General features: G+C 60.6%; 11 protein-coding genes. 3 read left to right on the top strand and 8 right to left on the bottom strand.

What is annotated here, in order from left to right:
• Positions 1 to 300 precede the first annotated feature (300 nt).
• Positions 301 to 2,583, top strand: coding sequence for an NADP-dependent malic enzyme (locus AYM40_RS19140; RefSeq protein ID WP_063497551.1), 2,283 nt, complete (start codon positions 301 to 303; stop codon positions 2,581 to 2,583).
• 165 nt (positions 2,584 to 2,748) lie between these two features.
• On the opposite strand, the gene AYM40_RS40360 is transcribed toward AYM40_RS19140, so the two are convergent.
• Together AYM40_RS40360 and AYM40_RS19135 are read right to left on the bottom strand one after the other, a co-directional pair.
• Positions 2,749 to 3,519 carry a hypothetical protein gene (locus AYM40_RS40360; RefSeq protein WP_148662204.1) on the bottom strand — a complete coding sequence of 257 codons (771 nt, stop codon included), beginning with the start codon at positions 3,517 to 3,519 and terminating at the stop codon, positions 2,749 to 2,751.
• Between the two features lie 34 nt (positions 3,520 to 3,553).
• The gene (locus AYM40_RS19135) at positions 3,554 to 7,153 is read right to left on the bottom strand and encodes an indolepyruvate ferredoxin oxidoreductase family protein (RefSeq protein WP_063497550.1); all 3,600 of its coding nucleotides are present in this window, start codon (positions 7,151 to 7,153) and stop codon (positions 3,554 to 3,556) included.
• A gap of 346 nt (positions 7,154 to 7,499) precedes the next feature.
• On the opposite strand from AYM40_RS19135, the gene AYM40_RS38700 reads away from it, so the two are divergent.
• Positions 7,500 to 7,706, top strand: coding sequence for a hypothetical protein (locus AYM40_RS38700; RefSeq protein ID WP_082855127.1), 207 nt, complete (start codon positions 7,500 to 7,502; stop codon positions 7,704 to 7,706).
• A gap of 138 nt (positions 7,707 to 7,844) precedes the next feature.
• Here AYM40_RS38700 and hppD read toward each other — a convergent pair whose 3' ends face one another.
• Positions 7,845 to 8,942, bottom strand: a complete 1,098-nt coding sequence (hppD, locus tag AYM40_RS19130; protein ID WP_063497549.1) for a 4-hydroxyphenylpyruvate dioxygenase — start codon at positions 8,940 to 8,942, stop codon at positions 7,845 to 7,847.
• A gap of 256 nt (positions 8,943 to 9,198) precedes the next feature.
• Here hppD and AYM40_RS19125 point away from each other — a divergent pair, with 256 nt between their 5' ends.
• Positions 9,199 to 9,696, top strand: coding sequence for an Lrp/AsnC family transcriptional regulator (locus AYM40_RS19125; protein ID WP_063497548.1), 498 nt, complete (start codon positions 9,199 to 9,201; stop codon positions 9,694 to 9,696).
• An 84-nt stretch (positions 9,697 to 9,780) separates the two neighbouring features.
• On the opposite strand, the gene AYM40_RS19120 is transcribed toward AYM40_RS19125, so the two are convergent.
• From AYM40_RS19120 to paaD, 5 genes are all read right to left on the bottom strand, one after another.
• Positions 9,781 to 10,449, bottom strand: coding sequence for a GNAT family N-acetyltransferase (locus AYM40_RS19120; RefSeq protein ID WP_063498111.1), 669 nt, complete (start codon positions 10,447 to 10,449; stop codon positions 9,781 to 9,783).
• 247 nt (positions 10,450 to 10,696) lie between these two features.
• Positions 10,697 to 11,305: a TetR/AcrR family transcriptional regulator gene (locus tag AYM40_RS19115; protein WP_063497547.1), complete on the bottom strand. Its 609-nt coding sequence runs from the start codon at positions 11,303 to 11,305 to the stop codon at positions 10,697 to 10,699.
• 14 nt (positions 11,306 to 11,319) lie between these two features.
• Entirely contained in the window at positions 11,320 to 12,132 is an 813-nt protein-coding gene (locus AYM40_RS19110) for a DUF1835 domain-containing protein (protein ID WP_063497546.1), read from the bottom strand.
• A gap of 154 nt (positions 12,133 to 12,286) precedes the next feature.
• On the bottom strand, positions 12,287 to 13,375 hold the full coding sequence (gene paaE, locus AYM40_RS19105; RefSeq protein WP_063497545.1) for a 1,2-phenylacetyl-CoA epoxidase subunit PaaE: 1,089 nt from the start codon (positions 13,373 to 13,375) through the stop codon (positions 12,287 to 12,289).
• Position 13,376: 1 nt separating this feature from the next.
• The gene (gene paaD, locus AYM40_RS19100) at positions 13,377 to 13,919 is read right to left on the bottom strand and encodes a 1,2-phenylacetyl-CoA epoxidase subunit PaaD (RefSeq protein ID WP_063498110.1); all 543 of its coding nucleotides are present in this window, start codon (positions 13,917 to 13,919) and stop codon (positions 13,377 to 13,379) included.
• Positions 13,920 to 13,926: the final 7 nt, after the last annotated feature.

Here is a 13,926-nt window from a genome sequence, read left to right as displayed (position 1 = left end):
GGGCATGAGGCACGCGCGGTCATTCACAAAATGGCCGCCGGATGCGGCGCTGCAGCATTGCGGGCCGGTGTTTCGCCGATGGCGAGCCGAGTTAACCACTCAGTGCATCGACGCATTCGGGGTGTACACTAATCGGCCCGCATAGCACTCCGCACCGTCTTGCCCTCCGCCGAGGTCCGAAGCCGCGCCGAACCGGCGCATGCGAAAACCGCCGCAGTCGATTATCCATTCGATGGACGCGAAGCGACGCCAACGGTGCGCTGTGCCGGGCCCAATTACTTACGTCTCGCAGGCTAAAAAATGGACGAACAACTTAAGCAAAGCGCTCTCGCTTACCACCAGTTTCCGAAACCCGGCAAGATTTCGGTCACGCCCACCAAGCCGCTCTCGAACCAGCTCGATCTGTCGCTCGCCTACTCGCCGGGCGTCGCCGCAGCCTGCATGGCGATCTACGAAGACCCGCTCGACGCGCAGAAGTACACGTCGCGCGGCAACCTCGTCGGCGTGATCACGAACGGTACGGCCGTGCTCGGTCTCGGCAATATCGGCCCGCTCGCTGCGAAGCCGGTGATGGAAGGCAAGGGTTGCCTGTTCAAGAAGTTCGCCGGCATCGACGTGTTCGACATCGAACTCTCCGAGTCGGATCCGGACAAGCTGGTTGAAGCGATCGCGATGCTCGAGCCGACCTTGGGCGGCATCAATCTTGAAGACATCAAGGCGCCTGAGTGCTTCTACATCGAAAAGAAGCTGCGCGAGCGCATGAAGATTCCCGTCTTCCATGACGATCAGCACGGCACTGCGATCATCGCTTCGGCGGCGATCCTGAACGGCCTGAAAGTGGTCGGTAAGAAACTCGACGAAGTGAAGCTGGTGTGTTCGGGCGCGGGCGCGGCTGCGATCGCGTGTCTGGATCTGCTGGTGAATCTGGGCCTGTCGAAGAAGAATGTGCTCGTTGTCGATTCGAAGGGTGTGATCTACGAAGGGCGCGGCAACCTGGATCCGTCGAAGGAACGTTACGCGGCTAATACCGAAGCGCGCACGCTGGCCGATGCGAGTCGCGGCGCCGACGTGTTCCTTGGCTGTTCGAGCGGCGGCGTGCTGAAGCCGGAAATGGTCGCGGAAATGGGTACGCAGCCGCTGATTCTGGCGCTGGCGAATCCGGAACCGGAAATCCGTCCGGAAGAAGCGAAGAAGGTGCGCCCGGACTGCATCGTCGCGACAGGCCGTTCGGACTACCCGAACCAGGTCAACAACGTGCTGTGCTTCCCGTTCATCTTCCGCGGCGCGCTGGATGTCGGCGCAACCACGATCACGGAAGAAATGAAGCTCGCGTGCGTGCGTGCGATTGCGGAACTGGCAGAAGAGACCGATCAGGGCGATGAAGTCGCCAAGGCCTACGAAGGTCACTCGCTCGAGTTCGGTCCCGACTACCTGATCCCGAAGCCGTTCGATCCGCGCCTGATCATCAAGATCGCGCCGGCTGTTGCGCAAGCCGCGATGGACTCGGGCGTCGCGACCCGTCCGATCAAGGATATGGACGCGTACCGCGAAGTACTCGGCGCAACGGTGTACCGCACCGGCATGGTGATGCGTCCGGTGTTCGCTGCGGCGAAGTCAGAGCCGGCGCGTATCGTGTTCGCCGAAGGTGAAGACGAGCGCGTGCTGCGCGCCGCGCAATTCGTGCTGCTGGAAAAGATCGCCAAGCCGATTCTGGTCGGCCGTCCGTCGGTGATCGAGATGCGTCTGAAGAAGATGGGTTCGAAGCTGAAATGTGGTGAAGACTTCGAAGTCGTCGATCCGGAAGACGATCCGCGCTATCAGCAATGCTGGCAGGCATACCACGAACTTGGCGCGCGCGAAGGCGTGACGCCGGACGTCGCGAAGGCCGCGATGCGCAAGTTCAACACGCTGATCGGCGCGATCCTCGTGCGCCTCGGCGAAGCTGACGGCATGATCTGCGGGATGATCGGCCAGTATCACGCGCATCTCGGATTCATCGAGCAGGTGCTGGGCAAGGCGGATAACGTGCAGAACTTCGCTGCAATGAATCTGCTGATGCTGCCGGGCCGTAACCTGTTCATCTGCGACACGTACGTGAACGAAATGCCGACCGCCGAACAGCTCGCGGACATGACGATGCTGGCTGCGGGTGAAATCGAGAAATTCGGTATCACGCCGAAGGTTGCGTTGCTGTCGAATTCGAACTTCGGCAGCGCGCCGTCTTCGTCGTCGCAACGCATGGCCGCGGCTCGCAAGCTGATCGTCGAGCGTGCGCCTTCGCTCGAGATCGACGGTGAGATGCATGGCGACGCGGCATTGTCGGAAGCCGTCCGCAAGGCTGCGTTCCCGGGCACGACGCTGACCGGCGAAGCGAACCTGCTGATCATGCCGAACGTGGAAGCTGCAAACATCACGTACAACCTGTTGAAGATGATCGGCGGCGAGGGCGTGACGGTGGGTCCGTTCCTGCTGGGCGCGGAAAAGCCGGTGCACATCCTGACGCCGGCTGCGACCGTGCGCCGGATCATCAACATGACGGCGGTGGCTTCGGCCAACGCACGCAAGCAGGTGAGCGCGCAGTAACGCGAATAGGTTGATGCTTGAAGCGGCGCCGCATTGGGGCGTTCGCTGGCAAGCTAAGAGAACGTCACGGAAGTTGATTCCGTGGCGTTTTTTTTGTGCGTTCTTATTCTGGTGGCCGCTGGTCTGAGGAATTCTTAGGGGGCTAGCTGAGCTTTAAGAATGCTCCTATTCGATTCGCTGTGACACTTTTGTAAAGTTACTTCTGAAGCGCAGCACAACGCGATGGCAACGGAACAGTCGGCTGGTCAATCCTTGCATCGCGTCAGGCGCTGCGCTTCCTCTCGTGTTGGGAAGTTCGTAGTGGCAGTAGCAGTAGTTCTGGTGGTGAAGGCAGTAGTACCAATGGGTTGTAGTACCGGTAGTAAGTGTGTGTTGTTGTAGTTGGAAGTTGAAGTAGCAGTTGGAAGTTGAAGTAGCAGTTGGTGGTTGAAGTAGCAGTTGGAAGTTGAAGTAGCAGTTGGAAGTTGAAGTAGCAGTTGGTAGTTGAAGTAGCAGTTGGTGGTTGAAGTAGCAGTTGGAAGTTGAAGTAGCAGTTGGTGGTTGAAGTAGCAGTTGGTGGTTGAAGTAGCAGTTGGTGGTTGAAGTAGCAGCTGGAAGTTGAAGTAGCAGCTGGTAGTTGAAGTAGCAGTTGGTGGTTGAAGTAGCAGTTGGCAGTTGAAGTAGCCGTTGATGGTTGAAGTAGCAGTTGGAAGTTGAAGTAGCAGTTGGAAGTTGAAGTAGCAGTTGGTGGTTGAAGTAGCAGTTGGTGGTTGAAGTAGCAGTTGGAAGTTGAAGTAGCAGTTCGTAGTTGTAGTAGCTGTTTGGTAGTTGTTTGTTTTTGGTTGGTTGTTGTTGTGTTGTTGGAAGGAGCAGTACCGCTTGTTCTTGTACACACGCATCACGTGTCGGAGCAGGCAAAAAAAGGCGACTGTCCGCGAGGACAGCCGCCTTTTCCATTTCAGGCCGACGCCAGCCGGTCAAGCCAGCAAGATCATGCCGCGTGCTGCGCCTTTCCCGTTTCCGGCGAGCGCCAGCGCGTCAGCAAGTCGTTCCATTTGACCCGCACGCCCTTCAGATTATTTTCCTTCACGTGCCCGTAGCCGCGGATGCCGTCCGGCAGATTCGCCAGTTCGACAGCCAGTTCACGCTTCTGCGCGGTCAGGCCGCCGATCAGTTCGCGCACCAGTGCTTCGTATTCGACGATCAGCGCACGCTCCGTGCGACGCTCCTCTGTCTTGCCGAACACGTCGAGCGCAGTCCCGCGCAGGAACTTGAGTTTTGCGAGCACGTGCATGGCGCTGAACACCCAAGGTCCATACTTCTTCTTCACCAGATGACCTTGTGCGTCTTTCTTCGAGAACGTCGGCGGCGCGAGGTGAATGTGCAGCTTCCAGTCGCCTTCGAAATTCGCCTTCAGTTTTTCGATGAACGCTGGATCGCTATAGAGTCGTGCGACTTCGTACTCATCCTTGTAAGCCATCAGCTTGTGCAGGTTCTTCGCGACCGCTTCGGTCAACGGCAACTGGCCGTCGATCGAATCGAGCGTTGATTCCGCCACACGCACTTGCGACACCAACGCACGATAACGGTCCGCGTAAGCCGCATTCTGGTACGCAGCAAGATAGTCGGCGCGCTTGTCGATCAGCGTGTCGAGCGCCTTCGGCGTGTGCAGCGAGATGATCTTGCTGCTTGCCGTTTCCGCTGCGGCACCGCGTCCTTGCGATTGCGCGAGCTTGCGCACCGCCGCCAGATCGTGCGCAGCACGGCGACCCCATTCGAATGCCGCACGGTTCTTCTCGATCTGCACGTTGTTCAGCTCGATCGCGCGCATCAGCGACTGATAGGTTAGCGGCACCCAGCCGCGTTGCCATGCGTAGCCGAGCACGAACGGATTCGTGTAGATCGCGTCACCAAGCAGCGCGACGGCGAAGTGATTCGCGTCGACCATGTCGACACCGTCGTCGCCCGCACCAGCACGCACGTCCGCTTCAGTGCTGCTGCCCGGGAAGCGCCAGTTCGGGTTCTTGATGAGCTCGGCGGTCGGCGTGTGCGCGCTATTGAGCACGACACGGGTACGGCCCACCTGCATCCGCGAGACGCATTCGTCGCTGGCGGTAACGATCGCGTCGCAACCGATCACGAGACTTGCTTCGCCCATGGCGATGCGGGTCGCGTGTATGTCGCCCGGGTTCTGGGCGATCTGCACGTGGCTCATCACGGCGCCGCCCTTTTGCGCGAGGCCGGTGACGTCGAGTACCGTGACGCCTTTGTTTTCCAGGTGCGCGGCCATCCCGAGCAATGCGCCGATCGTCACGACGCCCGTGCCGCCGACGCCCGTCACCAGCACCCCATAAGGGCGCGCGATCGACGGTAGTTCGGGTTCCGGCACGGGTGGCATCGCGTCACCGACAATGCCGGAAGCCGCCTTCGGCTTGCGCAACTGCCCCCCTTCGACGGATACGAAGCTCGGGCAGAACCCGTTCACGCACGAGAAGTCTTTGTTGCAGGTCGACTGATTGATCTGGCGTTTGGTGCCGTACTCGGTATCGAGCGGCTCCACAGACAGGCAATTCGACTTCACCGAGCAATCGCCGCAGCCTTCGCACACTGCTTCGTTGATCACGACACGCCGCGCCGGGTCCGGATACGTGCCGCGCTTCCTGCGGCGGCGCTTCTCGGTCGCGCAGGTCTGGTCGTAGATCAGGATCGTGGTGCCGGAAATCTCGCGCAGCTGGCGCTGAACTTCGTCGAGCTTGTCGCGATGGTGAATGTCGATGCCGGGCGCGAGGCCGACGTTCGCGGCGTACTTCTCCGGCTCATCGGTGACGATCACGATCTTCGTCGCGCCTTCGGCGGCGAGTTGATGCGTAATCTGCGGCACGGTCAGCACGCCGTCGACCGGTTGGCCGCCCGTCATCGCGACCGCGTCGTTATAGAGAATCTTGTAGGTGATATTCGCCTTCGACGCGATCGCCGCGCGAATCGCGAGCAGGCCCGAGTGGAAGTAGGTGCCGTCGCCGAGGTTGGCGAACACGTGCTTGTCATTGGTGAACGGCGCCTGGCCGATCCACGCGACGCCTTCGCCGCCCATCTGGCTGAAGGTGCTGGTGCTGCGGTCCATCCACACGGTCATGTAGTGGCAGCCGATGCCGGCCATTGCGCGCGAGCCTTCCGGCACATTCGTCGACGTGTTGTGCGGACAGCCCGAGCAGAACCACGGCTTGCGCTCGGCTTCGACGCGCGGACGCGCCAAGGCTTTTTCTTTCGCTTCGATTACCGCGATGCGCGTCGCAATGCGCGCACGCACGTCGGACGGCAGGTCGAACTTGTCGAGCCGCGTGGCGATCGCCTTGGCGATGATCGCCGGCGAAAGTTCGTAGTGGGCCGGCAGCAGCCAGTTGCCCATCGGCACCGACCATTCGCCACCTGCGCCGTCCTTCTCGTCGAACTTGCCGAACACACGCGGACGCTGCGCATCGGGCCAGTTGTACAGTTCTTCCTTGATTGCGTATTCGAGGATCTGGCGTTTTTCTTCAATCACCAGAATTTCCTCGAGACCGCGAGCGAACGCGTGCGCACCTTGCGCCTCGAGCGGCCATACACAGCCGACCTTATACAGGCGGATGCCGATGCGCGAACAGGTTTCGTCGTCGAGACCGAGATCGGTCAGCGCCTGACGCACGTCGAGGTATGCCTTGCCGCCCGTCATGATGCCGAAACGGGCGTGTGGCGAATCGATTTCGACGCGGTCCAGTTTGTTCGCGCGCACATAAGCGAGCGCTGCGTACCACTTGTAGTCGAGTAGACGCGCTTCCTGCACCAGTGGCGGATCCGGCCAGCGAATGTTCAGACCGCCTTCGGGCATGGCGAAGTCGTCCGGCAGAATGATTTTCGTGCGGTGCGGATCGATGTCGACCGAAGCCGACGATTCGACCACGTCGGTCACGCACTTCATCGCCACCCACAGCCCGGAATAGCGGCTCATCGCCCAACCATGCAGGCCGAAGTCCAGATATTCCTGCACGTTCGATGGAAACAGCACCGGCAGGCCACACGCCTTGAAGATGTGTTCCGATTGGTGCGCGAGCGTCGAGGATTTGGCGGCGTGGTCGTCGCCGGCGAGCACGAGAACGCCGCCGTGTTGCGCCGAGCCAGCCGAATTGCCATGCTTGAAGACGTCGCCGGAACGGTCGACGCCCGGGCCCTTGCCGTACCACATCGAGAAGACGCCATCGTATTTGGCGCTCGGGTACAGATTGACCTGCTGTGAACCCCACACGGCGGTGGCCGCGAGGTCTTCGTTGACGCCGGGTTGGAACACGACGCGATGTGCGGCGAGATGCTGTTTCGCCTTCCACAAGGATTGGTCGAGTCCGCCGAGAGGCGATCCACGGTAACCGGAAATGAAGCCGGCGGTATTGAGCCCAGCGGCCTGGTCGCGTTCCTGCTGCAGCATCGGCAGACGCACTAGCGCCTGGATGCCGCTCATGTACGCGCGGCCACGTTCGAGGGTGTATTTGTCGTCGAGCGTGACGGAAGATAGCGCGGCTTCGAGCGAGGCTCGCTGACCTGCGTCTAGCGGGGCATTCATTATGTGTTCTCCTCCACCGAGTTTGGGATCACCAAAACTTTTTTGGACCGCCGCATCTTGTGAATGCGTAAGGCCGGGGTCGCCATATTGACGTGTTTCAAGCGATGGTAGCACTGGTGAAAACCCGCCGCAGCGCGACATGAACACGGTCACGCGGCGCGATTTCCCAGAAGCGCATCGGCTGGCACCCGGCTCTCTGACACCCCTGTAACAAGCTGTAAAAACTACAAATATGCGGAACCGCAGTTGAAATGTCTGTCTAACCCCCACCTGCGAGCAATGTCTGCGCAACGCTCTGCATTCGGTGGAGCTTCAGGACAGCAGGGCAGTTAGAAAAGGAGTACGCATGAACACGAGAAACATCCAGACTTTCCTGATGGTTTCGGCCGCATTCTTTGCCATGAGCACGCCGGTGCGCTCGAACTCAAGCTCGAGCAGCGCAGGGGCGTTGTCGAATGCGATCACCAGCATGGCGCAAGTCGCGCCCGCCCGCATTGCGGCGGAGCGTCTTGCACGATCCACAAAGGCCGACAAGGAAGACCAGAATTCGTGATGCGTTGCTAAAGCGGCGCATCAGTTGAAAATCAGCCGTTGTCCGGGCTTCGACCAACGGCATAGACGACGAAGGGCGAGGATCGCAAGATCCTCGCCCTTTTTTATCTCTCTCAGATTCCGTGCCGGCCTTTAATCGTTAGGCCTTGTCCTGAACCACGCCGCGGCGAATCTGGTCTAGCTCGATCGATTCGAACAGCGCCTTGAAATTGCCCTCGCCGAACCCCTGATTACCCTTGCGCTGGATGATCTCGAAGAAGATCGGTCCGATCTGGTTTTCGGTGAATATCTGCAGCAGCAAGTCGTCGGGTGCGCCGTCGATCAGAATCTTGCGCTTACGCAATTCATCGAGCGGTTCGCCGTGGTTCGGCACACGGCGATCGACCAGTTCATAGTACGTGTCGATCGTATCGAGCAACGAGATGTTCGCCGCGCGCAAACCGTCCACGGTGCGGTAGATGTCGTTGCTGCCCAGCGCGATGTGCTGGATGCCTTCGCCGTGGTACTCGTCCAGATATTCCTGAATCTGGCCGGGCACGTCAGAACCTTCCTCATTGATCGGAATGCGGATCTTTCCGCACGGCGAGGTCATTGCCTTCGATTTCACGCCGGTCACCTTGCCTTCGATGTCGAAGTAACGCACTTCCCGGAAATTGAACAGACGCTCGTAGAACTCCGCCCATTCCTGCATGCGGCCGCGATGGACGTTGTGCGTGAGGTGATCGATGTAGGTCAGGCCGTGGCCGACCGGGTTAGGATTGGCGCCGGGAATCGGCTCGAAGTCGACGTCATAAATGTCGATGTTGCCAATGCTGCCTGGCTCAGCGCCGTTCTTGCCGCGCCAGCGGTCGACGAAATAGATCAGCGAGTCGCCAATACCCTTGATCGCCGGGATGTTCAGTTCCATCGGGCCGGTCTTGTTGTCGAAGCCCCAGGCGCCTTTTTCCAGAGCCTGCTGGTAAGCCTTCGCCGCGTCCTGCACGCGGAAGGCGATCGCGCAGATCGACGGGCCGTGCAGGCGCGTGAAACGTTGCGCGAACGAATGCTGTTCCCCGTTGACGATGAAGTTGATTTCGCCCTGGCGATACAGCGTCACGTCTTTGTGACGATGCCGGGCGACGGCGGTGAAGCCCATCTGTTCGAACAGCTTGCCGAGCGCCTTCGGATCCGGTGCGGTGTATTCGATGAATTCGAAGCCGTCGGTGCCGACCGGATTCTCCCAAGTTGAAACCTGCATTGTCTGTCTCCTGTGTCGACCGGAGTTAGCGCTTCAGCGCTTACTCCGGTCCCATACAAAGTTGTCGACCGGAGTTGACGCTTTAGCGCTTACTCCGGCCCCATACAAAGCCAAGCGCTGACGCGGGGTGTGCAAGTTAGCGCGACTGAATGACGCAAGTGTAAAGGCCGGCCGGCGACGAAAACTTGCGAAGTTAATCGCATGTCGATACGCTGGCGCTATTTCCTGGCTTGTTTTCTCACATGGACGACAGAAAATGGCCAAAATAGAGATAGACGCCATCGACAGACGCATTCTGGCGATCCTTCAGGAGAATGGCCGGCTATCGAATCAGGAGATCGCCGAGCGCATCAATCTGTCGCCGAGCCCCTGTTTGCGGCGTATCCGTCGGCTGGAGGAGAGCGGGGTGATTCGCGGCTATGTCGCGCTGCTCGATGCGCAAAAGCTTGGGCTCGATCTGCTTGCTTACGTCAACGTGCGGCTGGAAAAGCGCAGCGGTCCGGCGCTCAGTCCGCGCGGCTACACCACGCACGCCGATCTGTTCCGCGCGGCGGTGCAGACGTGGCCGGAAGTGGTCGCATGTCACGCGATGACGGGCGACATGGATTACCTGCTGCGCGTGCAGGTCGAGGATATGGCGCACTTTTCACGTTTCGTGCAGGACCAGTTGCTGCACCATCCCTCTGTCATCGACGTGAAGACGAGCTTTTCGCTCGAGAAGTTCAAAGAGACAACGGCACTGCCGATTTTGTGAGCGCCGGGCCGCGGTCAAGCGGCAGACAAACAAAAAGGGCAGCCAACAAGGCCGCCCTTTTTGTTTCGCCGAAGCGCGGACCGGTTAAGCGGCCTCAGCTGTCGGCAAGAACGATTCGAACAGTCTCGACGCCTGACGCGCCTGGCGCTTGAGTGCGTAATCGAACACCGCGGCTTGCTCCTGCAGCATTTCGGCGATGATGCTCGTTTGATCCGCCGGCGGCAGCGTCAGATAGGCGTCTGCTTCGCCGTACGAGTATTCGATCTTCATGCCGGCCTTCTTCGCGATGTGCATCATGGTCGAATTGCGCGACAGGCAGTGCATGTAGAGCATGGTGACATGCGTATTCCGGCTGCGGATGGCGGCACGCTCGAAGAGCTTCGAGCCAATACCTTGCCCACGAGCGCTTTCCAGCACCGAGACGCCGAACTCGGCAGTGCGCTTGTTGCCTTCGACCGGCAGATACGCCAGATGGCCGACGCCGATGAGTTGCAATTGACTATCGAATACGCCGAAGACCGTGTCGCGCGTGAAATCGATCGCGCGGACGTAATTTTCAATGACGTGGTCCGGCACGATCTGGCCAAAGCGCAAAAGGCGGTCGTCTTCGTCGAGCGAGAGGAAGTGGGTCAGCAGCCGTTCGCGATCGATGGCGGTGAGTTCGCGGACCAGAGCAGGCGCACGACCGCCTGGCTGCAACAGGCGATCGTGCGCGACGATCGGCTCAGCGGCGCGGGGTGTAATCATGTTCATGTTCATGGTCAGGTTCTCCTTTAATCAAGCGGCATGGTGCACCGCAAAAACGATTTTAGCGGAAATGCCGACCTGACACTAGGGAAAACCCGTATCAAAACTGAGGGGAACGCCTAAAAATCTAGCGCCCTATTTTTAATGTATTGATTATTAAGGAAAAATAAATTGAGCAAGCGTTCGTGACAAGATGTTGCGGCCGAGGCGGCAGGCGCCCACTATTCCCTCTGAACAATGCTGCCGTGCGCAATCAGCCTTCGGCGGAGCTCAATCCATGGTCCACCATATTGACCACCTGCTCGGCAAATTCCCGGTAGCCCATTCGGCCGTCCGGCTTGAGCCAGGTGAATGTCCAGTTGATCATTCCGAACACCATCATCGTGAGGGCGGTCTGGTTTTCGCGCGTGGCGCGTTCCGGATAAGCGCGCGCCAACTGCCGCGCAAACGCCGCGACCACGTCGCGCTGGCGGTTCAGGATGATCTCGCGCTGGGCGTCGACCAGATACTTCACGTCGTTCAAGAGCGCGACGTGACGGCTGTGCGACGTCTCATACTCGGACAGAAATGCGCGGATCAGCTCCGCGAAGGTTTCCCGCTCGGACAACCCGCGACGTTGGCTCGCTCCCTCCACCTCGGCGATGATCAGCATCAGCCGTTTGGTGTAGCGGTCCAGCAGATCGAACAGGATCGCTTCCTTGCTCGCGTAGTAGTGGTACAGGCGCGCTTTCGAGGTGCCGCTCGCGGCGGCGAGGTCGGCCATCGAGGTGCTCGGGTAGCTGGTCTGCGCGAATTTCGCCGCGGCTAGTTCGAGAATCTGGTCGCGCTGGGTTTCGTGGTCGGGGGCTCGGGTGCGTGCCATGGTCGTCTGTTTTATTAGTGTGGACAGGGTGCAAGTGCCGCGCAGAGCTCCAGCGTGCGCCATGCGCTCGCGTCGCCGCGCAGCTTGATGCGGCGTGTTGCGGCCAGTTCGCGAAAGCGCCACAGCACGATGCTGTCGCTCACCAGATAGCAGAGGTCGGCGGTCATCAGTTCAGCGGCAACACGCGCGGCAGGTTGCCAGTCGCCGATGGCCTGTTCGAGAATCAGTGCGTCCAGATCGGCGAAGCTGCCGTTCGTGAAAGTGTTGTCGCGCCAGCGCCGTGTCTCGCCGTTCGCGTGTTTGGCCTCCTGCCATTCGAGCGCAAGCCGGCTGATGCGCAGAACCGAAATCGGCGCCGCGTCCGGCAGGCGCCCTTGCAGTACAGCCGGCGCGAACATGCCGACGGATGTCGCGCGATCTTTGCGACTGTGCGCCCATGCGTCCGGATCGGTGAGGTCGTGAATCGACAGACGCACTTCATTCAGCCGTTGCGGGCTGTTGCGCAGGTGGTAGCTGACGCGGCGCAGCATCAATTGATCGGCTGCGCTTTCGCCGTGCCAGACCACCACGTTCGCGGCACCGCGTGCGATGTTCTCCAGCGTGGCCGCCTGCTCGCGGAATTCCCGAAGAAAATCGCGCCGGCGGTCCGTGCTGACACGGTCCCAGAATTCTGCTCGCACGTCGGGTCCGTCATCGATACCGCGCAGCGGACCGACCGCCAGATCGTCGCGCAGTGCGTGCACGCGATCGTCGCGGCCCGCCTCGGCTAGCGCGGCGCGCAGTGACTCGGCGGCGACATCGCCGTTGGTGAGGTGGATGGTGCTCATCGGCAGTGGCTTGGGCTGGCAAAAAACGCAAATAGCAAAAGGGGCCGCTCATCGACCGGGACAGGCGTCCAATCGCGAGCGGCCCCTAGTGTAAGCGGATCGCGGACCTGCTGAAAGCGTTCCAGGCGCCGCGTGGCTGCCGGATGCGTTCGGCTCAGCGCTCGTCGTAACTCACCACCACGCGATCGCTGATTGGATGGCATTGGCAGGTCAGCACGTAACCGTCGCGGATTTCGTGTTCTTCCAGCGTGTAGTTCTTTTCCATCTTGACCTCGCCTTCCAGCACCTTCGCGCGGCAAGTGCAGCAGACGCCGCCCTTGCACGCGTACGGCAACGCGAGACCGGCACGCAAGCCGACGTCGAGCACGCTCACGCCCTGATACGGCAGGCGCAGCTTGCGCCTTTTCCCGTCGAGGACGATTTCGAGGTCGGCGGCCGGGGTGTCGTCGGTGATTTCGACCGGCGGCACGCCCGCTTGCGGCAGCGGCGAACCGAAGCGCTCAACATGCACTTTTGCCGAAGGCACGCCCGCTGCTTTCAGCGCAGCCTCGGCGGCATCCATCATCGGTGCGGGGCCGCAGATGAAGGCTTCGTCGATTGCGTCGGCCGGCAGCAGATTTTCGATGAAGGCGGCGCACTTCTCCTGGTCGAGCACGCCGTTGAACAGCTCGACGTCTTGCAGGTCGTCGGACAGCACGTGATAGAGCACGAAGCGGTTCATGAAGCGGTTCTTCAGATCCTCGAGTTCTTCCGCGAACATGATCTGATCGACGCTGCGGTTGCCGTACACCAGCGTGAAAGTGCTGCGTGGCTCGACTTCGAGCGTGGTCTTGATGATCGCGAGCACCGGTGTGATGCCCGAGCCGCCGGAAAACGCGAGGTATTGCTGACCCTGGTCGGCATTCAGATGGGTGAAGAAGCGGCCGTCCGGCGTCATCACGTCAATGGTGTGGCCGGGCTGCAGCGTGTCGAACGCGAAGTTCGAGAAACGCCCGCCGCGCACGCGCTTGATGCCGATGCGCAATTCGCCGTCGCGATCGTAATCGGTGACGCCGACGCAGATCGAATACGAACGGCGCGTTTCCTCACCGTCGATGTGCGTTTTCAGCGTGACGAACTGACCCTGCATGAAGCGGTATTGATCGCGTAGTTCGGCAGGGACTTCGAAGGCAACCGAGACCGCGTCGGCGGTTTCGGGCCGCACTTCGCGGATGCGCAGCGGATGAAATTGCGGGGTAGCCATATCAGTATGGTTTGAAGTAGTCGAAGGGTTCGCGGCAGTCGATGCAGCGGTACAGCGCCTTGCAGGCCGTCGAGCCGAATTGCGCGAGGCGCTCGGTATGCGCCGAGCCGCAACGGGGGCACGACGGCGCCGGCAGCGCGCGCGGCATGAAACGCAGCACTTTTTCCTGCGACGGCGCGGCGGAGCCGCAATTGCCCGTCGGCGGCGCGATGCCGTAGGCGCGCAGCTTTTCACGCGCGTCGGCGGTCATCCAGTCGGTGGTCCAGGCCGGTGCGAGGACCGTGGCGATCCGATATGGCTTCAGATCGGCCGCGTCGAGCGCATGCGCGACGTCTTCGGCGATCTGCGACATTGCCGGGCAACCGGAATAGGTCGGCGTGATCACGACTTCGAGCGTGCCGTCGGCGGCGCGCCGCACGTCGCGCAGAATGCCGAGTTCCCGAATCGACACCACCGGAATCTCCGGATCGGGCACCGTTTCGAGCACGGCCCACGCGCGTTCGAGCGTGGCGTTGGCGGTGAGCATGGCAGTCGAGGTCGTCATCGTCATC

Origin of the sequence: Paraburkholderia phytofirmans OLGA172, assembly GCF_001634365.1 — a bacterium.
Classification (GTDB): domain Bacteria; phylum Pseudomonadota; class Gammaproteobacteria; order Burkholderiales; family Burkholderiaceae; genus Paraburkholderia.
The sequence above is the reverse complement of the archived record's forward strand: the minus strand, read 5'-3'. Positions and strand labels throughout refer to the sequence as shown.